16 protein-coding genes are annotated in these 23,210 nt (G+C 69.1%); 7 read left to right on the top strand and 9 right to left on the bottom strand.

The window, feature by feature from the left end:
* Positions 1–150 precede the first annotated feature (150 nt).
* On the bottom strand, positions 151–1,662 hold the full coding sequence (gene dop, locus JYK17_RS25195; protein WP_340643629.1) for a depupylase/deamidase Dop: 1,512 nt from the start codon (positions 1,660–1,662) through the stop codon (positions 151–153).
* A gap of 234 nt (positions 1,663–1,896) precedes the next feature.
* A complete protein-coding gene (arc, locus tag JYK17_RS25190) occupies positions 1,897–3,663 on the bottom strand; it encodes a proteasome ATPase (RefSeq protein WP_016434394.1) in 1,767 nt (588 codons plus the stop codon).
* Between the two features lie 243 nt (positions 3,664–3,906).
* Here arc and JYK17_RS25185 point away from each other — a divergent pair, with 243 nt between their 5' ends.
* Positions 3,907–4,212, top strand: coding sequence for a ferredoxin (locus JYK17_RS25185; protein ID WP_108011746.1), 306 nt, complete (start codon positions 3,907–3,909; stop codon positions 4,210–4,212).
* Positions 4,213–4,309: 97 nt separating this feature from the next.
* Here the strand turns inward: JYK17_RS25185 and JYK17_RS25180 are convergent, their stop codons facing one another.
* From JYK17_RS25180 to JYK17_RS25170, 3 genes are all read right to left on the bottom strand, one after another.
* A complete protein-coding gene (locus JYK17_RS25180; RefSeq protein WP_222811231.1) occupies positions 4,310–4,882 on the bottom strand; it encodes a hypothetical protein in 573 nt (190 codons plus the stop codon).
* A gap of 237 nt (positions 4,883–5,119) precedes the next feature.
* Positions 5,120–6,022, bottom strand: a complete 903-nt coding sequence (locus JYK17_RS25175) for a tRNA (adenine-N1)-methyltransferase (RefSeq protein WP_108011750.1) — start codon at positions 6,020–6,022, stop codon at positions 5,120–5,122.
* Positions 6,023–6,072: 50 nt separating this feature from the next.
* Positions 6,073–7,557, bottom strand: coding sequence for a site-2 protease family protein (locus JYK17_RS25170; RefSeq protein WP_108011753.1), 1,485 nt, complete (start codon positions 7,555–7,557; stop codon positions 6,073–6,075).
* A gap of 174 nt (positions 7,558–7,731) precedes the next feature.
* Here JYK17_RS25170 and JYK17_RS25165 point away from each other — a divergent pair, with 174 nt between their 5' ends.
* Together JYK17_RS25165 and JYK17_RS25160 are read left to right on the top strand one after the other, a co-directional pair.
* On the top strand, positions 7,732–8,868 hold the full coding sequence (locus JYK17_RS25165) for a RecB family exonuclease (protein ID WP_234547569.1): 1,137 nt from the start codon (positions 7,732–7,734) through the stop codon (positions 8,866–8,868).
* Positions 8,869–8,882: 14 nt separating this feature from the next.
* The gene (locus JYK17_RS25160; RefSeq protein ID WP_016434400.1) at positions 8,883–9,554 is read left to right on the top strand and encodes a response regulator; all 672 of its coding nucleotides are present in this window, start codon (positions 8,883–8,885) and stop codon (positions 9,552–9,554) included.
* 82 nt (positions 9,555–9,636) lie between these two features.
* On the opposite strand, the gene JYK17_RS25155 is transcribed toward JYK17_RS25160, so the two are convergent.
* From JYK17_RS25155 to metH, 4 genes are all read right to left on the bottom strand, one after another.
* Positions 9,637–11,217: an ABC transporter substrate-binding protein gene (locus JYK17_RS25155; protein WP_108011755.1), complete on the bottom strand. Its 1,581-nt coding sequence runs from the start codon at positions 11,215–11,217 to the stop codon at positions 9,637–9,639.
* Between the two features lie 67 nt (positions 11,218–11,284).
* Positions 11,285–12,889 carry an ABC transporter substrate-binding protein gene (locus JYK17_RS25150; protein WP_108011757.1) on the bottom strand — a complete coding sequence of 535 codons (1,605 nt, stop codon included), beginning with the start codon at positions 12,887–12,889 and terminating at the stop codon, positions 11,285–11,287.
* A 441-nt stretch (positions 12,890–13,330) separates the two neighbouring features.
* Positions 13,331–14,026, bottom strand: coding sequence for an HAD family hydrolase (locus tag JYK17_RS25145; protein ID WP_108011759.1), 696 nt, complete (start codon positions 14,024–14,026; stop codon positions 13,331–13,333).
* A gap of 183 nt (positions 14,027–14,209) precedes the next feature.
* Positions 14,210–17,731, bottom strand: coding sequence for a methionine synthase (metH, locus tag JYK17_RS25140; protein ID WP_222811230.1), 3,522 nt, complete (start codon positions 17,729–17,731; stop codon positions 14,210–14,212).
* A gap of 295 nt (positions 17,732–18,026) precedes the next feature.
* Between metH and JYK17_RS25135 the strand changes: the two genes are divergently transcribed.
* From JYK17_RS25135 to JYK17_RS25120, 4 genes are all read left to right on the top strand, one after another.
* Complete coding sequence (locus JYK17_RS25135) at positions 18,027–18,791, top strand: IclR family transcriptional regulator (protein WP_108011763.1); 765 nt, start codon at positions 18,027–18,029, stop codon at positions 18,789–18,791.
* A gap of 328 nt (positions 18,792–19,119) precedes the next feature.
* Complete coding sequence (locus tag JYK17_RS25130; RefSeq protein ID WP_128803533.1) at positions 19,120–19,914, top strand: MIP/aquaporin family protein; 795 nt, start codon at positions 19,120–19,122, stop codon at positions 19,912–19,914.
* A gap of 51 nt (positions 19,915–19,965) precedes the next feature.
* On the top strand, positions 19,966–21,504 hold the full coding sequence (glpK, locus tag JYK17_RS25125; RefSeq protein ID WP_108011767.1) for a glycerol kinase GlpK: 1,539 nt from the start codon (positions 19,966–19,968) through the stop codon (positions 21,502–21,504).
* A gap of 49 nt (positions 21,505–21,553) precedes the next feature.
* The gene (locus tag JYK17_RS25120; protein ID WP_108011769.1) at positions 21,554–23,170 is read left to right on the top strand and encodes a glycerol-3-phosphate dehydrogenase/oxidase; all 1,617 of its coding nucleotides are present in this window, start codon (positions 21,554–21,556) and stop codon (positions 23,168–23,170) included.
* Positions 23,171–23,210: the final 40 nt, after the last annotated feature.

The following is a 23,210-nucleotide window of genomic DNA, read 5'->3' as shown; positions in this document are numbered from 1 at the left end:
CTCACCCCGCTCGGTTCGACGTTCTTGATCAGACCCTACAAGCAGGGTCCGACATCGGCCCCGCAGTTTCACAACGTCCGGGGACCACCTCGATGATTCCCGGACGCCGGGTTTTCCACCCTGTCGGGCCACGTCGGCCCCGGGTACCCGTCAACCTCCGGAAAGCACCCTGACCAGGTCCTCCGCCGTTCGGCAGCGGTCCAGGAGCTCCTTGACGTGATTTCGCGTTCCGCGTAGCGGTTCCAGGGTTGGGACGCGCTGGAGCGAATCCCGGCCCGGCAGGTCGAAGATCACGGAGTCCCAGGACGCGGCCGCGACGTCGTCGGCGTACTGCTCAAGACAGCGTCCGCGGAAGTACGCGCGTGTGTCCTCCGGCGGGCTCGTACGTGCCCGCTCGACCTCGTCCTCGGTCAGGAGGCGCTTCATGCGACCCCGGGCCGCCAGCCGGTTGTAGAGGCCCTTCTCGGGGCGTACGTCCGCGTACTGGAGGTCGACCAGGTGGAGGCGGGCGGCGTCCCAGTCGAGGCTGTCGCGGCGCCGGTAGCCCTCCATGAGTTCTCGCTTGGCGACCCAGTCCAGCTCGCCGGCCAGGCTCATCGGGTCGTTCTCCAGGCGGTTGAGCGTGTCCTCCCAGCGGGCGAGGACGTCCTTGGTCTGCTCGTCCGCGTCGGCGCCGTAACGCTCCTCCACGTACTTGCGGGACAGCTCGAAGTACTCCATCTGGAGCTGGACCGCGGTGAGCGTGCGGCCGCTGCGGAGGGTGACCAGGCGCTTGAGGGTGGGGTCGTGCGACACCTGGTGCAGGGTGCGCACCGGCTGGTCGACGGCCAGGTCCACGGCGATGAAGCCGTCCTCGATCATGGACAGGACCAGGGCGGTCGTGCCCAGTTTGAGGTAGGTGGAGATCTCCGAGAGGTTGGCGTCGCCGATGATGACGTGCAGGCGACGGTACTTCTCGGCGTCGGCGTGCGGCTCGTCGCGGGTGTTGATGATCGGGCGTTTGAGGGTCGTCTCCAGGCCGACCTCGACCTCGAAGTAGTCGGCGCGCTGGCTGAGCTGGAAGCCGTGCTCGTGGCCGTCCTGACCGATGCCGACGCGGCCCGCGCCGGTGACGACCTGCCGGGAGACGAAGAAGGGCGTGAGGTGGCGCACGATGTCCGAGAAGGGGGTTTCCCGCTTCATCAGGTAGTTCTCGTGCGTGCCGTAGGAGGCGCCCTTGTTGTCGGTGTTGTTCTTGTAGAGGTGGATGGGCTGGGCGCCGGGGAGCTGGGCGGCTCGCTCGGCGGCTTCGGCCATGATGCGTTCGCCGGCCTTGTCCCACAGGACGGCGTCGCGTGGGTTGGTGACCTCGGGTGCGCTGTATTCGGGGTGTGCGTGGTCCACGTAGAGGCGGGCGCCGTTGGTGAGGATCACGTTGGCGAGGCCGATGTCCTCGTCGGTGAGCTGGCTGGAGTCGGCGGCTTCGCGGGCGAGGTCGAAGCCCCGCGCGTCCCGCAGCGGGTTCTCCTCCTCGAAGTCCCAGCGGGCCCGGCGGGCCCGGTGCATCGCCGCCGCGTAGGCGTTGACGATCTGGGACGAGGTGAGCATGGCATTGGCGTTGGGGTGGCCGGGCACGGAGATGCCGTACTCCGTCTCGATGCCCATTACTCGCCGTACGGTCATGCGGCCCTCCTTGCCCGGCGGCGCCCTCGGTCGGGGGCGCTGCTCAAGTACCGCTGGCGCTCCGGTGCGTGTGCGGTGCCCGTCCCCGCACTGCGCGACTCGGCGGTACCGAAGAGCCTAGAACGGCTTTGCGCTGGTGGGGAGATCATTTGCGTCATTGCCTTGCTCCAGCCGTGGCCTGAAAAACAGTCGGCTGCGGGTACCCGGTGAGGGCACCCGCAGCCGCCCTGTCTTTTACAGGTACTGACCGGTGTTCGCCACCGTGTCGATGGAGCGTCCGGTGTCGGCGCCCTGCTTTCCGGTGATGAGGGTACGGATGTAGACGATCCGTTCGCCCTTCTTTCCGGAGATGCGAGCCCAGTCGTCCGGGTTGGTGGTGTTCGGGAGGTCCTCGTTCTCCTTGAACTCGTCCACGCAGGCCTGGAGGAGGTGGGAGACGCGGAGGCCCTTCTGCTTGGCTTCGAGGAAGTCCTTGATCGCCATCTTCTTGGCGCGGCCGACGATGTTCTCGATCATGGCGCCGGAGTTGAAGTCCTTGAAGTAGAGGACTTCCTTGTCGCCGTTGGCGTAGGTGACCTCCAGGAAGCGGTTCTCCTCGGATTCCGCGTACATCTGCTCGACGGCCGTCTGGATCATGCTTTCGACGGTGGCGGCCTTGTCCCCGCCGTGTTCGCTCAGGTCGTCGCTGTGCAGCGGGAGGCGCTCGGTGAGGTACTTGCCGAAGATGTCCTTGGCGGCCTCGGCGTCGGGACGCTCGATCTTGATCTTCACGTCGAGGCGGCCGGGGCGCAGGATGGCGGGGTCGATCATGTCCTCGCGGTTGGAGGCGCCGATCACGACCACGTTCTGCAGGCCCTCGACTCCGTCGATCTCGGCGAGCAGCTGGGGGACGATGGTGTTCTCCACGTCCGAGCTGACGCCGGAGCCGCGGGTGCGGAAGAGGGACTCCATCTCGTCGAAGAAGACGATGACGGGGGTGCCCTCGCTCGCCTTCTCGCGTGCTCGCTGGAAGACCAGGCGGATCTGCCGCTCGGTCTCGCCGACGTACTTGTTCAGGAGTTCGGGGCCCTTGATGTTGAGGAAGAAGCTCTTGCCGGCGGCCTGGCCGGTGACCTCGGCGACCTTTTTGGCCAGCGAGTTGGCGACGGCCTTGGCGATGAGCGTCTTGCCGCATCCGGGCGGTCCGTAGAGCAGGACGCCCTTGGGCGGGCGCAGTTCGTGCTCCTTGAACAGGTCCGGGTAGAGATAGGGGAGCTCGACGGCGTCTCGGATGGCCTCGATCTGGCCGCCCAGGCCGCCGATCTGCTCGTAGCCGATGTCGGGGACCTCTTCGAGGACGAGTTCCTCGACCTCGCTCTTCGGGATGATTTCGTAGACGTAGCCGGATCGGGGTTCGAGCAGGAGGGCGTCACCGGGGCGGATGTTCACGTCCAGCAGCGGCTCGGCGAGGCGCACCACCCGTTCCTCGTCGGTGTGCCCGAGCACGAGGGCGCGTTCGCCGTCCTCGAGGATCTCCTTGAGGGTGACGATGTCGCCGGCGCGCTCGAACTCCATGGCCTCGACCACGTTGAGTGCTTCGTTGAGCATCACTTCCTGGCCGCGCCTGAGCTCGTCGAGGTCGACGCTGGGGCTGACGTTCACCCGGAGCTTGCGGCCTCCGGTGAAGATGTCGGCCGTGCCGTCCTCGATGGCTTGCAGGAAGACGCCGAATCCGGCGGGCGGCTGTGCGAGCCGGTCGACCTCTTCCTTGAGGGCCACGATCTGGTCGCGGGCCTCACGGAGCGTGTTGGCCAGTCGCTCGTTCTGTGCGGAGACGCCGGCCAGGTTTGTCTGAAGCTCGACGATCCGCTCTTCGAGAATCCTCGTGTGCCGCGGCGAGTCGGCGAGCTTGCGTCGCAGGACGGCGATCTCCTGCTCAAGGTAGGCAATCTGCCCGGCCGGGTCGTCGGACCCGCGTCCTGGGCGGATGCCGCGGTTCATGTCGTCGTCGTGGGCTGCCACGGTCCTCACCTCCTCCAAGGGGAGCTGGACGCTTCCAGACCCTACCTGGGTGGGTGTCGATTGAAACCCCTAGATCACAAAGACGGTCGGGGTGTGTCCGATCTTCACCCTTGCGCTCTCCCTCACGCCAGGGGAATACCCACCGAACATGATTGGAAAGCTGACCCGGGTAGGGTCGAAGTGTTCAACACCCTTCAGAGCTGGCCGGATTCCCGTCGGCCGGACTTGTAAACGGCAGGAGACATGAGCGTGCAGCAGGAGGCCGGGTCCGGCGGCGAGGTGCTCGAGGTCTGGATCGATCAGGACCTGTGTACCGGCGACGGGATCTGCGCCCAGTACGCGCCCGAGGTGTTCGAGTTGGACATCGACGGGCTGGCCTACGTGAAGGGCTCGGACGACGCGCTGCTGCAGGACAGAGGGGCTACAACGCCCGTGCCGCTGCCGCTTCTCACGGATGTGGTGGACTCGGCTCGGGAGTGCCCGGGCGAGTGCATCCATGTGCGGCGGGTTTCGGACAGGGTCGAGGTCTACGGTCCGGACGCGGAGTGACCGGATAGGTACGGTCCGTCACGCTGTCTGATATCTCACACGCGCTCATACGTCGCTCGCTCGTCGCTCGCGCGGTGGTCGCGTGGCGCTCGCGCGGTCAGACGCTGTGCGCTCCGGCGGATGTCGAGCGTGCGAACGCGCCGTTCTTCCACTGCCACTTCGCGTTGTCGGTCACGTCGGGGCAGCAGCGGGGCACGTCGTTGGAGGAGTAGCCGAGCAGGGTGGCGACGACCGCTTTGTCGCGTACGGCGAAGTCACTCACCGTGTCCCCGGACTTCGGGTCGACGAGGGTGGCGACGACGCGGGGTTTGCCGTTGGACGCGCGCGTGACGACGTAGATGCCGTCGGGCGGGGTGCCCATGGGGGCGTCGCAGTGCACCACGGCCACGGTTTCGGGGTTGCCGTCGCCGTCGAGGTCCCCGGTGGCCTTCTTCTGCACGACGGCTTTCACCGGGCCGCAGGTGAGCGGGAAGTGGAGGCCCGTGACGGAGGGCGCGGGCGCGGCGTGCGCCGTTTTGGTTTCGCTGCGGGCCGGCTGGGCGGCGGTCGCCGAGTTGGGCTGCAGGAGCGAGGAGAGGGCCATGACGCCCGAGACGGCCGTGGCGGTGGCGACCCAGTGGATGGGCCGGGTGTGCGTGTGGGCCAGTTCCGGAACGGCGGATTGCTGCACGAGGAGTGTCTCCTGTGAGGGCTGTGCCGGTGGGGGTGGCTGCATCGTGCCACACGTCACAGTGGGGCGGAACGGCGGGGTGTTCGGTTCTTCGGGACTCCCCGCCGGGTTTGTTCAATTTGTTACGGCATGTCAACACGGGGGCGCTGCGGCCGAGTTCCGGAGGGACCCGGGAACTCGGCGGCAGCGCCCGTACGTTGTCGCGGCACGGACCGCCCCGGCGGGGCACGGACCGTTCTAGCGGCCGGAGCCGCCGTCGGCGTTGGGGCCGGAGTAGTCCTCGCCGTAGGCGCCCTTGGCGGGGCGGCGGCGGCGCATGGGGGGCTCGACGCCGTCCGCGAGACGGCGGGCGGTGAGCAGGAAGCCGGTGTGGCCGATCATCCGGTGGTCGGGGCGGACGGCGAGGCCCTCCACGTGCCAGTTGCGGATCATCGTCTCCCAGGAGGTCGGCTCGTTGAAGCAGCCGATCTCGCGGATGGACTCCACGGTGCGGGCGAGCTGGGTGGTCGTCGCCACGTAGCAGCACAGGATGCCGCCGGGGACGAGCGCCTTGGAGACGGCCTCCAGGCACTCCCAGGGGGCGAGCATGTCGAGGATGACGCGGTCGACGTCGGTGTCGGACAGGTTGTCCTGGAGGTCACCGACGGTGAGCTGCCAGGCGGGGTGCGGGTCGCCGAAGTAGCGCTCCACGTTCTGCCGGGCGATCTCCGCGAAGTCCTCGCGTCGCTCGTAGCTGTGCAGCATGCCCTGGTCGCCGATGGCGCGCAGCAGGAAGCTGCTGAGCGAGCCGGAGCCCACGCCCGCTTCCACGACGCGCGCGCCGGGGAAGATGTCGGCGAAGGCGAGGATCTGTCCCGCGTCCTTCGGGTAGACGACGGCTGCCCCGCGGGGCATGGACAGGACGTAGTCGGGGAGCAGGGGGCGCAGCGCGAGGTAGGCGACGTTCCCGGTGGTGCGGACAACGCTGCCCTCGGGAGCACCGATCAGTTCGTCGTGCGGGAAGGAGCCCTTGTGGGTGTGGAAGTTCTTCCCGGCTTCGAGCGTGAACGTGTAGTGGCGGCCCTTGGGGTCGGTCAGCTGAACCTGGTCCCCGACCTTGAAGGGCCCGCGCCTGCGGGCGGCACCGGTCGGTTCGGACATGTGAGCAGCCTACCGGGGTTTGCGGGGACGGCCGACCACCGGGACGACCGCTAGGACGGGCGGGCCATGGCCTTCACGAAGGCGCGTTCCACGTCGGCGGCGGACAGGACGCCGTAGATCTCGCCGGTCTCCTCGACCACCAGGTACTCGGTGGCGGGGGTGGCCCGCAGGACGTCGAGGAGGTCCTCGCCGGCGAGTTCGGCGGAGACGCGCATGCCGTCGGTGAGTTCCTGGGCGAGGCCGCTGACGGCGACCCAGGGGCGGCGGTGTTCGGGTACGCCGACGATGGCCGCCTCGCGCACCAGGGAGAGGGGGTTGCCGTCGGGGTCGACGACGACGAGGGCGCGGGCCCCGGCGGCGTTGGCGCGGCGCAGGGCTTCGGAGAGGGGGGTGGTGGTCTCGACCGGGACGGCGCGGCGGGTGAGGTTGCGGGCGCGCAGTTCCGGCAGGTGCTCCCTGAGCCGGGCCATGCGCAGGCTGTTGCCGGCGCCGGTCCAGATGATCGCGGCGAGGATGGCGGCCAGCAGGGCGTCGGTGACGGTGTCCATGCCGACGCTGTCCTCGGCGGTGGAGCCGAGGGCGCCGGACTGGGTGAGCAGCGGCAGGCCGATCAGGACGGAGACGGCGAGGGCGCGGCCGACCCAGGCGGCGGCGATGGTGCCGCTCATGGGTTTGCCGGTGATCTTCCAGACCACGGCGCGCAGCATGCGGCCGCCGTCCAGGGGCAGGCCGGGCAGGAGGTTGAAGGCGGCCACGATGAGGTTGGAGATCATCAGGCCGGCCAGCAGGACGCCGGGGACGGTGCCGGGCTCGACGGGCTGCATGGCGACGTAGAAGAGGCCGGCGAGGACGAGGGAGAGCAGTGGGCCGACGAAGGCCAGCACGAACTCCCTGCCGGGGGTCTCGGCCTCCTTCTCGATCTCGGAGACGCCGCCGAAGAACTGGAGCTGGATGCGGCGCACGGGGAGCTTGAAGCGCAGGGCCGCGACCGTGTGGGCGAGTTCGTGGATGAGGACGGAGGCGTAGAAGGCGACCGCGAAGAAGAGGGAGACGAGGTAGCGGGCGGCGCCGAGTTCGGGCAGTACGCGGTCGAGCTGGCCGCCGAACACCCAGGTGATCAGGGCGGCGACGAGGAACCAGCTGGGCGCGACGTAGACGGGTACGCCGAAGGGGCGGCCCATGAGCAGGCCGCCTCGGGGGGATTCGGGGCGTCTGGGCGGGCGGTTGCCGGTGCCGGAGTGGGCGAGGGTGCGATCGCCGGAGTGGTCGGCCGGGTGGTCGTGCCCGGCGCGTTCGTCCGCGGTGTCGTTGCCTGCGGCGTCGTGGGCGGGGACCGCTTCGGGGTCGGTGCCGTGCGCGGTGTTCGGGTCGTGGGTGTCCCTGGGGCCGCCCTCGTTCTCCCCCTCGGTGGCCTGGGCGGGCCGTTCGTCGGCCGGGGTGGGTGAGGGGGCGGCCGGGGTCGTAGGCCCTGCGTGGTGCTCGGCCGGCTCGTCGGTGCCGGACCGCGGCTGCCCGCTCCCGCCGCTCTCGTCCACGATGTCCCCTCGTTCGAAGCGTCTTCCGCGCCTGCCGGGCGGAAGGGTCTGGGGTCGATGGTATGCGGCCGTCGCGGCGTGTTCCGCCCCGGCACCCCCTCAGTTTTCCCGGGCGTCGCACCCGTCACGGCCGTGGCTGGGTCACTGTCAGTGGCGGGCCGTATGGTCTGGGACATGGAGACGAGCGCGGAGGGTGCGGCCGAGGCCCGGGGCAGCGGTGCGGCACAGGGGGAATCGCCGGTGTCGGTGGAGCCGGTGACGACGACGGAGACCGTGACGGCGGTCGAGACGGTGACGACAGTCGAGCCGGTCGAGACGGTGACGACGGCGGAGGCTGTGGCGACGGTCGAGACGGTGACGACGGTCGAGCCGGTCGAGCCGGTCGAGCCGGTGACGACGGCGGAAGCCGCCGCGGTGCCGGGACCGTCGGCCGGTCCGGCGAGTGCGACCGCCCCGGTGGCCATAGCCCCCGCCAGTCTGTCGCCCTCGCGCGCGAGCGACTTCATGCAGTGCCCGCTGCTCTACCGCTTCCGTGTGATCGACCGGCTGCCGGAGAAGCCGAGCGAGGCGGCGACCCGGGGCACGCTGGTGCACGCTGTGCTGGAGCGGCTCTTCGACGCCCCGGCGGCGGAGCGGACGGCGCCGCGCGCCAAGTCCCTGATCCCCGGGCAGTGGGACCGGCTGCGGGAGAGCAGGCCGGAGGTCGTGGAGCTGTTCGCGGACGATCCGGAGGGCGAGCGGCTGGCGCGCTGGCTGGGCGAGGCGGAGCAGCTGGTCGAGCGCTGGTTCACGCTGGAGGATCCGACCCGGCTGGAGCCCGCCGAGCGCGAGTTGTGGGTCGAGGCGGAGCTGGATTCGGGGCTCACGCTGCGCGGCATCATCGACCGGGTCGACGTGGCGCCCACGGGCGAGGTCCGGATCGTCGACTACAAGACGGGCAAGGCGCCCCGCCCCGAGTACGCGGAGGGCGCGCTGTTCCAGATGAAGTTCTACGCCCTGGTGGTGTGGCGGCTGAAGCACGTCGTCCCGCGGCGGCTGCAGCTGGTGTATCTCGGCAGTGGCGACGTGCTGACGTACGACCCCGTCCTCGCCGATCTGGAGCGTGTCGAGCGCAAGCTGCTCGCGCTGTGGGAGGCGATCCGGCAGGCGACGGAGTCCGGGGACTGGCGCCCGCGTCCCACCAAGCTGTGCGGCTGGTGCGACCACCAGGCGCACTGCCCGGAATTCGGGGGCACTCCCCCGCCGTATCCGCTGCAGGTGAGGGCGGCCGAGTCCGGTGACCTCGCGCAGGGCAGAATGGGGCCGGACTAGCGAAGGAGACTTACGTGGCCATCCGCGTCCTACTGGTCGACGACCAGCCGCTGCTGCGTACCGGCTTCCGGATGATTCTGGAGGCCGAGCAGGACATCGCGGTCGTCGGCGAGGCCGGAGACGGCCTCCAGGCTCTCGACCAGGTGCGGGCTTTGCAGCCCGATGTTGTCCTGATGGACATCCGTATGCCCCGCATGGACGGGGTGGAGGCGACCCGGCAGATCACCGGGCCCGGGCGGGACGGCCCGGCCAAGGTGCTCGTGCTGACCACCTTCGACCTCGACGAGTACGTGGTGGAGGCCCTGCGCGCGGGCGCCAGCGGCTTTCTGCTCAAGGACGCGCCGGCCAACGAGCTGGTGCAGGCGATCCGTGTGGTGGCCGGCGGCGAGGCCATGCTCGCGCCGAGCATCACCCGGCGGCTGCTCGACAAGTACGCCACGCATCTGCCCTCGGGCGACGAGCCGGTGCCGGACACGCTGCACACCCTCACCGACCGCGAGGTGGAGGTGCTGAAGCTGGTGGCCCGCGGGCTGTCCAACGCCGAGATCGCGGCCGATCTCTTCGTCAGCGAGACCACGGTGAAGACGCATGTCGGGCATGTGCTGACCAAGCTGGGGCTGCGCGACCGGGTGCAGGCCGCGGTGTACGCGTACGAGAGCGGACTGGTGCGTCCCGGCGCGCAGTGAGCCCTCATGGCCGTAGAAGAAGGGCGTCCCCTGCGAGGGGGCGCCCTTCTTCCGTGTGCCCGGCTTCGGTGTGTCCGGCGGTTCAGTCCTTGCTGAGTTCCCAGAAGCGGAACACCGTCGAGGCGTCCAGGCAGTATTCGAGGCCGTAGACGTTCTCGCGGGTCACCGCGTACTGCTTGGCCTGCCAGATGGGCAGGACGGGCAGCTGGTCGGCGACGATGTCCTGCAGCCGGTCGTAGTCGTTGTCGGTCGCGGAGCGGTCTCTCTGGGCCGCGGTGCGCGGGATGAGCGTGCCGGTGATGGTGCTGTTGCTGTAGTTGTTGCTGAGCACGTTGCCCTTGCCGAAGAACGGGGCGGTGAAGTTGTCGGCGTCCGGGTAGTCCGGCACCCAGCCCTTGACGTACACGCCGTACTTGCCCGCGGCGATGTCCTTCTCGTACTGGTCGAAGGCCACGGACTTCACGTCGGCGTCGAACAGGCCGCTGGCGTTGAGCTGCTTGGCGATCGCCTTCAGTTCCTCGTCGGTGGCCGGGCCGTAGCGGGACGGGGTGGACCACAGGGTCAGCTTCACCTTGCCGGTGATGCCGTCGGCCTTGAGGGCGGCGGCGGCCTTGGCCGGTGAGGGGCTGGCGCCGTAGGTGTCGAAGAAGGCGGTGTTGTGGCCCGCGATGCCCGCCGGGATGATCGAGTACAGCGGGGTGGCCGTGCCCTGGTAGACGTTCTTGATGAGGGCGTCGCGGTCGAGCAGGTAGGCGATCGCCTTGCGGACGCCGAGCTTTCCGGCGACCGGGTCCTTCATGTTGAAGACCAGGTGCTGGACCTCGGCGCTGCTGCCCTCGACGACCTCGACCTTGGAGTCGTTGTTGGCGTTCTGCAGGTCGGCGATGGCGCCCGCGGTCAGACCGCGGTAGGCGATGTCGACCTTGTCGTTCTGGAGGGCCTTCTTCAGGGCGTTCTGGTCGCCGTGGAAGAACTTCAGCGTCACGCCGGAGTTCTTGACCTTGGCGGTGCCCTTGTAGCTCTTGTTGACCGAGAAGACGGCCTGCTTCTTGTCGAAGGAGTCCAGCTTGTAGGGGCCGGAGCCGACCGCCTTGCCGTCCTTGCGGAGCTTGTCGCCGTCGTACTGGGTGTGGTCGACGATGGAGCCGGCCCCGGAGGCGATCTTGCTCGGGAAGGTGGCGTCGGAGACCTTGAGCCGGAAGACGACGGTCTTCTCGTCGGGTGTCTCCACCTTGTCCAGCATGGGGAACATGATGGCCGGGCCCGCGGCGTCGTTGATCTTCAGCATGCGGTCGAAGGAGAACTTGACGTCCTGCGAGGTGAGTTCGTCACCGTTGCTGAAGTGCAGGCCGTCCTTGAGGGTGCACTTGTAGACCTTGGCCGAGGTGTCGCTGAAGCCGCACGACTCGGCCGCCTCCGGCTCGGGTTCGGTCCCGCCGTTGGGGAAGCTGAGCAGGGACTGGAAGACGTTGTTGAACAGCAGCCAGGACCCGGGGTCGTAGCCGGAGGCGGGGTCGGTGGCCAGTACGTCGTCCGACATTCCCATGACGACGGAGGATCCGGTTCCTCCTGAATCGCCGCTGTCGGCTCCGCAGCCCGTCAAAAGCCCGGAGGCCAGTCCCGCCACTACGGGCAGGACCGGCCACTGGTTGCGCATCTTCACGGCAATGTGCCTTCTCGTCGGTGTCAGGAATCCCGGGGCCGCCGTCCCTGGGGCCCCGGGGATCTTGTCAGCCGCTCACGCCCCGGCTGAGCTCCCACAACTGAAGAGTCGAGGAGGAGTTGAGAGCGTACGCGGTACCGGTCACGTCGTCGCGGGCGGCCACGTACTGCTTGCCCTGCCACAGCGGCAGGATCGGCACGTCGTTCGCGACGTCGTCCTGGATCTGGGTCAGATCGGGGGATGCGGCGATGCGGTCGGCCTCGCGGCGGGACGCCGGGATGAGGTCGTTGATGATCTTGGTGTTGTGGTACGGAAGCTTGAGGAAGTTGTCCTTGTCGAGGAACGGCGCCAGGTAGTTGTCGGCGTCCGGGAAGTCGGGGAACCAGCCCATGCCCCAGACGTCGTAGGAGCCCTTGCGCTCGGCCGGGATGTAGTCCTTCCAGAGCGAGCCCTGGATGCTGACGTCGAACAGGCCGCTGCTGTTGAGCTGCTTCTGAAGGATCTGGAACTCCTTCTTGGTGGCCGAGCCGTAGTGGTCGGTCGTGTAGTGCAGCGTCAGCTTCACCGGAGTGGTGATGTTGGCGGCCTCCAGCAGGGACTTGGCCTTGCCGGCGTTCGGGTCGCCGTACTTGTTGAAGAACGAGTTGGAGTGGCCGGTGATGCTGGCCGGGACCAGCGAGAACAGCGGCTCGGCCTGGGTGCCGTAGACCTTGGAGACGAGCTCGGCGCGGTTGATCAGCTGGGCCATCGCCTGGCGGACGGCCTTCGTCTTCACGCTCGGGGCGTTGGTGTTGAAGGCGAGGTAGCGGATCTCGAGGCCGGCCATCTCGACGAGGTCGACGCTGGTGTCCGAGTCGTTGGAGAGCTTCTGGATCTGCTCCGGCGACATGCTGCGGGTCATGACGTCGATGTCGCCCTTGTCGAGCGCCTTGCCCATGGCGTCGGCGTCCGCGAAGGAGACCATCTCCGCCTTGGAGTTCTTCACCTTGAGCGTCCCCTTGTAGTTGGGGTTCTTGGTGAAGGTGGCCTTGACGAGCGCGTCGTTCTTGACCTGGCTGGACAGGGTGTACGGACCGGAGCCGTCGACGTCGAAGCCGTCGCGCAGCTTGTTCTTCTCGTAGTCGTCGGGGTTGACGATGCCGGCGACGGGGGTCGACAGCTTGTACGGGAAGGTGGCGTCGGCGGTCTTCAGGTGGAAGATCACGTCGCGGTCGCCCTTGGCCTCGACCGTGTCGATGGTGGAGAGCAGGCCGACCGGGCCGCCCTCGGCGTTGATGGCGCGCACTCGGTCGATGGAGTACTTGACGTCCTGCGCGGTGATGGCGTCGCCGTTGGCGAACTTCAGGCCCTCCCGCAGCTTGCAGGCGTAGCGCTCGTTGCCGGAGTCGGTGAATCCGCAGCTCTCGGCGGCCTCGGGCACGGGGTCGCCCTCGCCGCGCGGCTGGATCATCAGCGTCTGCACGGTCTGGCGCAGGATGTTCCAGGTGCCCACGTCGTAGGCGTACGCCGGGTCGAGCGGCGCGGGGGCGTCCTTGGTGGCGGTGAACTGGTCCGTCGTCCCGACGACGATCGCGTCCCCACCGCTGCTGCCACTGTCGGAACCACCACAAGCGGCGAGCACGGGCGCGAGCAGGCCGACCACGGCAGGCAGCACCAAAGTCTTGCGGTTCATGCTCGAGTTTCTCCAGAAGCTGTTCAGGTCCGTGTACCCCGCATGCAGGGGTGTCGCAGCGGATCACGGGGATAGGGGCGATGGTCCTCGCGATGAGATTAGTCCGCACCTGCACGAGGGTTCGCAGCGACTGGAGTTGAGCCTCCATCACGCAGCGGAATCGGCTGCGGACGGACCGGAAGCCCACGATGGGAAGGATTCGTGCAGGCTTCCATCAATCGGGACACAAAGGCACGCCCGCGCACGCCGAAATCGGGCGGGCAGCACACGCCGCCCACCCTGTCGAGGGCCGCAAACGTGGGGAACGTCACATCTCAACGACCCCGCCAGGCACCGTAATTCGGCCGCTCGTCCCGCTTCGAATTCTTTCGCCCACCGGCACCGGGTAATGCTGTCCTATCAGTACCGCACCCTGCGTGAACGTTCAGCGCATTTCTGTCATCAGACGGTGATCAAACCGCGCAGAAATGTCAGGTCGACCTCTTCGAGGGAGGTGACGACGGTGCGCCGGTGGGCGGGGGCGATGGGGGCCACCGAGGGCACCACGACCACGTGGCAGCCCGCGGCCTCGGCCGCCGCGACCCCGGTCGCGGTGTCCTCGACGACCGCGCACCGGGCCGGGTCCACGCCGAGTCCTGCGGCGGCGGCCAGATACGGGTCGGGGTGCGGCTTGGTGCGGGGCACCTCGTCGCCGGCCACCGAGAGGGCGAAGTGCTGGGGGCCGAGCGAGGCGAGCACCCGGTCGATGATGCGCCGGTGCGAGGCGGAGACGAGGGCCGTGGGGATCTCGTACTCGGACAGTTCGGCGAGAAGTCTGGCGGCTCCCGGCATCAGCGGCAGGGCGCGGGCGATACGGCTCTCGAAGCCCTGGTTGAGCAGGACCGACAGCTCGGCGAGGGTGATGTCGGCTCCGGTGGCCTCGATCAGGAACCCCGCGCTGCGGGTCATGGGCCCGCCCACCACGACATGGCGCCAGGAGTCGTCGAGGGTGTGGCCGAGGCCGGAGAAGATCTCCACCTCGACGTCCCACCAGAAGCCCTCGGTGTCCACCAGGGTGCCGTCCATGTCGAGGAGCACGGCCTGCAGGGCTGAGCCTTCGGCCGTTCGGGTTCCGAGCGCGGGGACCGTACTGGTCATCCGGGCGCACCTCCTTGAGGGACGATCAGGCCGGTTCCCGTGCGGGGAACCGGCCTGCAGTGGACCGACCAGTGTACGACTGTCGCGGGCGAAGTGCCTTGTTTATCCGCTGTGGGCCGGGGCACACCCCATGTACGCCCCGGTCCGCTGTGAGCTGCGCCTTTGCGGTCCTGCTCGCCGTCCTCAGCGTGCGTTGAAGTACTTCGCCTCCGGGTGGTGGATCACGATCGCGTCCGTGGACTGCTCGGGGTGCAGCTGGAACTCCTCGGAGAGCTGGACGCCGATGCGCTCGGGCTCCAGCAGGTCGGCGATCTTGGCGCGGTCCTCGAGGTTCGGGCACGCTCCGTAGCCGAGGGAGAAGCGGGCGCCGCGGTACTTCAGGGCGAACATGTCCTCCATCTGGGCCGGGTCCTCACCCGCGAAGCCCAGTTCCGAACGCACGCGCGCGTGCCAGTACTCGGCCAGCGCCTCGGCCAACTGCACGGACAGGCCGTGCAGTTCGAGGTAGTCGCGGTAGGCGTTCGCCTCGAACATGCGCGCCGTCTCCTCGCCGATGCGGGAGCCGACGGTGACGACCTGGAAGCCGACGACGTCCGTCTCCCCGGACTCCTGCGGGCGGAAGAAGTCGGCGAGACACAGCCGGCGGCCGCGGCGCTGGCGCGGGAAGGTGAAGCGCGTGCGCTCGTTGCCGTGCTCGTCCAGGACGATCAGGTCGTCGTCCTTGGAGACGCACGGGAAGTAGCCGTAGACGACGGCGGCTTCCAGCAGGTTCTCGGTCTGCAGCCGGTCCAGCAGGCCGCGCAGCCGAGGTCGCCCGTCGCTCTCGACGAGTTCCTCGTACGAGGGTCCCTCTCCGGTGCGGGCCTGCTTCAGACCCCACTGGCCCTTGAACAGCGCGCCCTCGTCCAGCCAGGTCGCGTACTCCTTGAGCTGGACGCCCTTGATGACGCGGGTGCCCCAGAACGGCGGGGCGGGGACCGGGTTGTCGATGGCGACGTCGGAGCGGACGTGGCCCTCCTCCGGGCGCTCGTCGACCTCGACGGCGGTGCTCGCGCGCACCCGGCGCTGCTTGAGTTCCGGCAGCTTCGCGCCGGGGACGCCCCGCTTGACGCCGATGAGCGCGTCCATCAGGCGCAGCCCCTCGAACGCGTCGCGGGCGTAGCGGACTTCGCCCTCGTACACCTCGTGCAGGTCCTGCTCGACGTAGGCGCGGGTGAGGGCGGCGCCGCCGAGGATGACGGGGTAATCGGCCGCCAGGCCGCGCTGGTTGAGCTCCTCCAGGTTCTCCTTCATGATCACCGTGGACTTGACCAGGAGTCCCGACATGCCGATGACGTCGGCGCGGTGCTCCTCGGCGGCGTCGAGGATCGCGGAGACGGGCTGCTTGATGCCCAGGTTGACGACGTTGTAGCCGTTGTTGGACAGGATGATGTCGACGAGGTTCTTGCCGATGTCGTGCACGTCGCCGCGCACGGTCGCGAGGACGATGGTGCCCTTGCCCGCCTCCTCGCCCTCGACCTTCTCCATGTGCGGTTCGAGGTAGGCGACGGCGGTCTTCATGACCTCGGCGGACTGCAGCACGAACGGCAGCTGCATCTGGCCGGAGCCGAACAGTTCGCCGACGACCTTCATGCCGTCCAGGAGTGTGTCGTTGACGATGTCGAGGGCGGGGCGGTCCTGGAGTGCCGCGTCGAGGTCGGCTTCCAGGCCGTTGCGCTCGCCGTCGATGATGCGGCGCTTGAGGCGCTCCTCCAGCGGGAGGGCGGCCAGTTCCTCGGCCTTGCCCGCCTTGAGCGACTTGGCGGTGGCGCCCTCGAAGAGCTGCATGAGCTTTTGCAGGGGGTCGTAGCCCTCGGAGCGGCGGTCGTGGATGAGGTCGAGGGCGGTCTGCACCTCTTCCTCGCTGAAGCGGGCGATCGGCAGGATCTTGCTGGCGTGCACGATCGCCGAGTCCAGGCCCGCCTTGACGCATTCGTCGAGGAAGACGGAGTTGAGCAGGATGCGGGCGGCCGGGTTGAGGCCGAAGGAGATGTTCGACAGGCCCAGCGTGGTCTGCACCTCGGGGTGGCGGCGCTTGAGTTCGCGGATCGCCTCGATGGTGGCGATGCCGTCCTTGCGGGACTCCTCCTGGCCGGTGCAGATGGTGAAGGTCAGGGTGTCGATGAGGATGTCCGACTCGTGGATGCCCCAGTTCGTCGTCAGGTCCTCGATCAGCCGCTCGGCGATCTCGACCTTCTTCTCGGGCGTGCGGGCCTGGCCCTCCTCGTCGATGGTCAGCGCGATCAGCGCGGCGCCGTGCTCCCGCGCCAGCGCGGTGACCTTCGCGAAGCGGGAGTCGGGGCCGTCGCCGTCCTCGTAGTTGACGGAGTTGATGACCGCGCGGCCGCCGAGCTTCTCCAGGCCGGCCCTGATGACGGGGACCTCGGTGGAGTCCAGGACGATCGGCAGGGTGGAGGCGGTGGCGAAGCGGCCGGCCAGTTCCTGCATGTCGGCGACGCCGTCCCGGCCGACGTAGTCCACGCAGAGGTCCAGCATGTGGGCGCCCTCGCGGATCTGGTCGCGGGCCATCTCCACGCAGTCGTCCCAGCGGCCCTCCAGCATGGCCTCGCGGAACTTCTTCGAGCCGTTGGCGTTGGTGCGCTCGCCGATCGCCAGGTACGAGGTGTCCTGACGGAACGGCACGGTCTGGTAGAGGGAGGCGGCGCCGGGCTCGGGCTGCGGGGTGCGCTCGGTCGGGGTGACGTCCCGGACCCGCTCGACCAGCAGGCGCAGGTGCTCGGGCGTGGTGCCGCAGCAGCCGCCGACGAGAGAGAGGCCGTAGTCGCGTACGAAGGTCTCGTGGGCGTCGGCCAGTTCGGGCGGGGTGAGCGGGTAGCTGGCGCCGTTCTTGCCGAGGACCGGCAGGCCGGCGTTGGGCATGCAGGACAGGGGGATGCGGGAGTGCCGGGAGAGGTAGCGCAGGTGCTCGCTCATCTCGGCCGGGCCGGTGGCGCAGTTCATGCCGATCATGTCGATGCCGAGCGGCTCGAGGGCCGTCAGGGCGGCGCCGATCTCGGAGCCGAGCAGCATGGTGCCGGTGGTCTCGACGGTGACGGAGACGATGATCGGCAGGTCCAGGCCGGACAGCTCACGGGCGCGCTGGGCGCCGATGACGGCGGCCTTGGTCTGCAGCAGGTCCTGGGTGGTTTCCACGATGAGCGCGTCGGCGCCGCCCGCGATCAGGCCCTCGGCGTTCTGCTGGAAGGCGTCGCGGATCGTGGTGTACCCGATGTGGCCGAGCGTGGGGAGCTTGGTGCCGGGGCCCATGGAGCCCAGCACCCAGCGCTGCCGGCCGTCCCGGGCGAGGTAGCCGTCGGCGGTCTCGCGGGCGATACGGGCGCCCGCCTCGGACAGCTCGTAGACCCGTTCGGGGATGTCGTATTCGGCCATCGCCGCGTAGTTGGCGCCGAAGGTGTTCGTCTCGACGCAGTCCACGCCGACGTCGAAGTACTCCTCGTGGACCGAACGGACGATGTCGGGGCGGGTCAGGTTCAGGATCTCGTTGCAGCCCTCGAGGTTCTGGAAGTCCTCGAGGGTGGGGTCCTGCGCCTGGAGCATCGTGCCCATCGCTCCGTCGGCCACCACCACTCGGGTGGCGAGCGCCTCACGGAGCGCGGACACACGGGTCCGGCTGTCGGCGGAAGGGGTCGTTGGCGACGAGGCCATGAAGGGGCTCCCTTTAGGTGCGACGGCTGTCGGCTTTGCGCCCTGCCGCAGGACTTCCCGCGGCGGGCGCACCACGCCAGGGTAACCGGGTCCGCCCCGGGACGTTCGGGTCGTCCACGGGACGGACGAGGGTGACGGGCAGGTCACTTGCGGGATACCTGTGTCACAACAGATCGCGACAGATGCCGGCCGACCATTAGCGAGAGGTCGGCATCGACCGGTAGTGTTCGACATTGCCGAACACCGGCAGCGACGTCGCGCGTCGACGGTCGAAGGGGACGGAGGCAGTACGGCGATGGCACGGAACATCCAGTCGCTCGAACGGGCGGCCGCGATGCTGCGCCTGCTCGCGGGCGGCGAGCGACGGCTCGGCCTCTCGGACATCGCCTCGTCACTGGGCCTCGCCAAGGGCACCGCCCACGGCATTCTGCGCACCCTCCAGGCGGAGGGCTTCGTCGAGCAGGACGAGCCCTCCGGGCGCTATCAGCTGGGCGCCGAACTGCTGCGGCTGGGCACCACCTATCTCGACGTGCACGAGCTGCGGGCGCGCGCACTGGTGTGGACGGACGACCTGGCGCGCTCCAGCGGGGAGAGCGTGTATCTCGGCGTCCTGCACCAGCACGGCGTGCTGATCGTGCACCACGTCTTCCGGCCCGACGACAGCCGCCAGGTGCTGGAGATCGGGGCCATGCAGCCCCTGCACTCCACGGCCCTCGGCAAGGTCCTGTCGGCCTACGACCCGGTCGCGCACAGCGAGGCGCTGGAGGCCGACCGCAAGTCCTTCACCGATCGGACCGTGTGCGACCTCGAGGCCTTCGAGCACATCCTCGACATGTCCCGCGCGCGCGGGTACGCGGCCGACATCGAGGAGACCTGGGAGGGCGTCGCCTCCATCGCCGCCCCCATCCACGACCGGCGGCGGATGCCGGTCGGCGCGGTGGGCATCACCGGAGCCGTGGAGCGGCTGTGCCGGGACGGCGAGGTGCGGCCCGAACTCATCGCCGCGGTACGGGACTGCGCCCGCGCGGTGTCGCGGGACCTGGGCGCCGGACGGTTCTGAACCCCGGCACCCCCCGCGGCCGGACCGTCCGGTCGGTACGCACCGTGCTTGTTACCCCTCCGTACGCATCCGACCGCACCTGACCTGCAAGATCGTCAGCTTGTGGGGATCGGTAACGATCGTGCTTTCGACAACACGACCCTTGACGGGCGGCTGACGGCGGAGCAAGACTCCCGTCCATCGGTCGGCATTGTCGAACACCTACCGGCAATACGCGTTAGAGTGTGACAACGCCAAGGGCCGAGATCGCCCTCACCCCCGAGGGCAGCTCGAACTCCCGGAGGGACCCGGGGTTCGGTCCCCTGGACGAAGGACAAAGGAGTCGCGGGTGTCCAGCTCCGACATCTTCATCGGCGAGACCATAGGTACCGCCATACTCATCCTGCTCGGCGGTGGCGTCTGCGCCGCCGTGACGCTGAAGGCCTCCAAGGCCCGTAACGCGGGCTGGCTCGCCATCGCCTTCGGGTGGGGCTTCGCCGTCATGACGGCCGTCTACATCTCCGGCCCGCTCTCCGGCGCCCATCTCAACCCCGCCGTCACCGTCGCCCTGGCCATCAAGGACAGCGACTGGAGCAACGTTCCGGTCTACTTCGCCGGCCAGCTGCTCGGCGCCATGATCGGCGCGACCCTGGTGTGGGTCGCCTACTACGGCCAGTTCCACGCGCACCTGACCGACAAGGAGATCGTCGGCGGTCCGGGCGCACAGGCCACCAAGGTCAAGGCGGTCGAGGCGCAGGAGACGGGCGCGGGCCCGGTCCTGGGCATCTTCTCCACCGGTCCGGAGATCCGGCACGCGGTGCAGAACCTCCTCACGGAGATCGTCGGCACCATCGTGCTGGTCCTCGCCGTGCTCACACAGGGCCTGAACGCCAAGGGCGACGGACTCGGCGTCCTGGGCGGTCTGATCACCGCTCTCGTGGTCGTCGCCATCGGCCTCTCGCTCGGCGGCCCGACGGGCTACGCGATCAACCCGGCCCGTGACCTGGGTCCGCGCATCGTGCACGCCCTCCTGCCCCTGCCCAACAAGGGCGGCTCCGACTGGGGCTACGCCTGGGTCCCGGTGGTCGGTCCGCTGATCGGCGGCGCGATCGCTGCAGGCATCTACAACGTCGCTTTTGCTTAAAGGCACCGGTAGAACAGTCCCTCCCAACTCAGCACATCCCAGGAGCACACAGTGACCGACGCGCACACCGCCGGCCCCTTCATCGCCGCGATCGACCAGGGCACCACCTCCAGCCGCTGCATCGTCTTCGACAAGGACGGCCGTATCGTCTCCGTCGACCAGAAGGAGCACGAGCAGATCTTCCCGAAGCCGGGCTGGGTCGAGCACGACGCCACGGAGATCTGGACCAACGTCCAGGAAGTCGTCGCCGGGGCCATCGCCAAGGCCGGCATCACCCGGGACGACATCAAGGCCATCGGCATCACCAACCAGCGCGAGACCACCGTGCTGTGGGACAAGAACACCGGTGAGCCCGTCCACAACGCCATCGTCTGGCAGGACACCCGCACCGACGCCCTGTGCAAGGAGCTCGGCCGCAACGTCGGCCAGGACCGCTTCCGCCGCGAGACCGGCCTTCCCCTCGCCTCCTACTTCGCCGGTCCCAAGGCCCGGTGGCTGCTGGACAACGTCGAGGGCCTCAAGGAGCGCGCCGAGGCCGGCGACATCCTCTTCGGCACCATGGACACCTGGGTCATCTGGAACCTGACCGGCGGCGTCAACGGCGGCAAGCACGTCACGGACGTCACCAACGCCTCCCGCACCATGCTGATGAACCTGCACACCATGGCCTGGGACGAGAAGATCGCCGAGTCGATCGGCGTACCGCTGCAGATCCTCCCCGAGATCCGCTCCTCCGCCGAGGTCTACGGCGAGATCACCGGCGGCAGCCTGGGCGACCTGCTCGGCGGCATCCCGGTCGCCTCCGCGCTCGGCGACCAGCAGGCGGCCCTGTTCGGCCAGACCTGTTTCGCCGAGGGCGAGACCAAGTCGACGTACGGCACCGGCACCTTCATGGTGATGAACACCGGCGAGAAGATCATCAACTCCTACGCGGGCCTGCTGACCACCGTCGGCTACAAGATCGGTGACCAGGACACGGTCTACGCCCTGGAGGGCTCGATCGCCGTCACCGGCTCCCTGGTGCAGTGGATGCGCGACCAGATGGGCCTGATCTCCACCGCCGCCGAGATCGAGACGCTCGCGCTCTCGGTCGAGGACAACGGCGGCGCCTACTTCGTGCCCGCCTTCTCCGGCCTGTTCGCCCCGCACTGGAACGCCGACGCCCGCGGTGTGATCGCCGGTCTGACCCGGTACGTCACCAAGGCGCACCTCGCGCGCGCCGTCCTGGAGGCCACCGCCTGGCAGACCCGGGAGATCGCCGACGCCATGGTCAAGGACTCCGGCGTCGAGCTGGTGACCCTCAAGGTCGACGGCGGCATGACCGCCAACAACCTGCTGATGCAGACGCTCTCGGACGTCCTGGACGCGCCGGTGGTGCGCCCGATGGTCGCCGAGACCACCTGCCTCGGCGCCGCCTACGCGGCCGGTCTCGCCGTCGGCTTCTGGAACAGCACCGACGACCTGCGCGCCAACTGGCGCCGGGCCGCCGAGTGGACCCCCCGCATGGACGCGGCAACCCGCGACCGTGAGTACAAGAACTGGCTCAAGGCCGTCGACCGGACCATGGGCTGGCTCGAGGACGAGAGCTGACGCGGGCCCGCGAGGCCCGGCCGGCTCCGATGAGGAGTAAGTACCCGACATGACCAGTCAGTCCACCCTGCAGTCCGTGCCTGCCCTGGGCACGCGCCCGGCCTCCGGCTTCACCGCGAGCCGCGCCGAGACCCGGGAGCAGCTCGCCAAGGCGTCGTTCGACCTTCTTGTGATCGGCGGCGGCATCCTGGGCATCTCCACTGCCTGGCACGCCGCGCAGTCCGGCCTCAGGGTGGCTCTGGTCGACGCCGGCGACTTCGCCGGCGCCACCTCCTCCGCCTCCTCCAAGCTGCTGCACGGCGGTCTGCGCTATCTGCAGACCGGCGCGGTGAAGCTGGTGGCGGAGAACCACTTCGAGCGCCGTGCGGTCTCCCGCCAGGTGGCACCGCACCTGGCGAACCCGCTCACGTTCTACCTCCCCGTGTACAAGGGCGGGCCGCACGGCGCCGCGAAGCTCGGGGCGGGCGTCTTCGCCTACTCCGCGCTCTCCGCGTTCGGTGACGGCGTCGGCCACCTCCTCTCCCCCGCCAAGGCGGCGCAGGACGTGCCCGAACTGCGCACCGAGAACCTCAAGGCCGTGGCCGTGTACGGCGACGACCAGATGAACGACGCGCGCATGGCGCTGATGACGGTCCGCGCGGCCGTCGAGGCGGGCGCCGTCGTCCTCAACCACGCCGAGGTGAGCGGGCTGCGCTTCACCCGGGGCCGGGTGACCGGCGCCGAGCTGCGCGACCGCGTCACCGGCGACGAGTTCGGCGTGAGCGCCCGGCTCGTACTCAACGCGACCGGCCCGTGGGTCGATCACCTGCGCAGGATGGAGGACCCGAATGCGGCACCGTCGATCCGTCTGTCGAAGGGCGCGCATCTGGTCCTGAAGCGGACCTCGCCGTGGAAGGCGGCGCTGGCGACCCCCATCGACAAGTACCGCATCACCTTCGCCCTCCCCTGGGAGGACATGCTGCTGCTCGGCACGACCGACGAGGAGTTCGAGGGCGACCCGGCGGACGTCGCGGTCACCGAGAAGGACATAACCCAGATCCTGGACGAGGCGGCCTTCTCCGTCCGCGACCAGCAGCTCTCCCGTGACCTGATCACCTACTCGTTCGCGGGTCTGCGTGTGCTGCCCGGCGGTCCCGGCGACACGGCCAAGGCCAAGCGCGAGACGGTGGTCACCGAGGGCCGCGGCGGCATGCTGTCCGTCGCGGGCGGCAAGTGGACGACCTTCCGCCACATCGGCCGTACGGTGATGCGGAAGCTGGAGTCGCTGCCGGGCGCCCCGCTGGGCGACGACTTCGAGCCCATCGCCTCGCTGCCGAAGAAGCTGCCGCTGCCCGGTGTCGCCAACCCGCGTGCGGTCGCGCACCGGCTGCTGGTGGACAACCCGGCGCCGGGGCCGCGGATGGCCGCCGACACGGCCAAGCACCTTGCCACGCACTACGGTTCGCTGGCCTTCGACATCGCGCGGCTGGCGAACGAGAACCCGGAGCTGGGCGAGCGGGTGCACCCGGACGCCCCGGAGATCTGGGCGCAGGTCGTCTACGCCCGGGACAACGAGTGGGCCGAGACGCCGGACGACGTGCTGCGCCGCCGTACGACGCTGACGATCCGGGGACTTGCCTCGGACGAGGTCCGGGCGAAGGTGCAGGACCTGCTCGACAAGAAGTGACCTCGTGCCGGTTCCTCGCCCTGGCCGGGACCGGCACGAC

The organism is Streptomyces plumbidurans, assembly GCF_019857225.1.
Lineage (GTDB): Bacteria > Actinomycetota > Actinomycetes > Streptomycetales > Streptomycetaceae > Streptomyces > Streptomyces plumbidurans.
This window is presented reverse-complemented; position numbering and strand designations above follow the sequence as displayed.

Coding starts and splice junctions, on each gene's coding strand:
- JYK17_RS25165 (WP_234547569.1), top strand. CDS start 7,732: ATGGAGACGAGCGCGGAGGGTGCGGCCGAGGCCCGGGGCAGCGGTGCG.
- JYK17_RS25135 (WP_108011763.1), top strand. CDS start 18,027: ATGGCACGGAACATCCAGTCGCTCGAACGGGCGGCCGCGATGCTGCGC.
- JYK17_RS25145 (WP_108011759.1), bottom strand. CDS start 14,026: ATGACCAGTACGGTCCCCGCGCTCGGAACCCGAACGGCCGAAGGCTCA.
- dop (WP_340643629.1), bottom strand. CDS start 1,662: ATGACCGTACGGCGAGTAATGGGCATCGAGACGGAGTACGGCATCTCC.
- JYK17_RS25185 (WP_108011746.1), top strand. CDS start 3,907: ATGAGCGTGCAGCAGGAGGCCGGGTCCGGCGGCGAGGTGCTCGAGGTC.
- JYK17_RS25120 (WP_108011769.1), top strand. CDS start 21,554: ATGACCAGTCAGTCCACCCTGCAGTCCGTGCCTGCCCTGGGCACGCGC.
- metH (WP_222811230.1), bottom strand. CDS start 17,731: ATGGCCTCGTCGCCAACGACCCCTTCCGCCGACAGCCGGACCCGTGTG.
- JYK17_RS25175 (WP_108011750.1), bottom strand. CDS start 6,022: ATGTCCGAACCGACCGGTGCCGCCCGCAGGCGCGGGCCCTTCAAGGTC.
- JYK17_RS25150 (WP_108011757.1), bottom strand. CDS start 12,889: ATGAACCGCAAGACTTTGGTGCTGCCTGCCGTGGTCGGCCTGCTCGCG.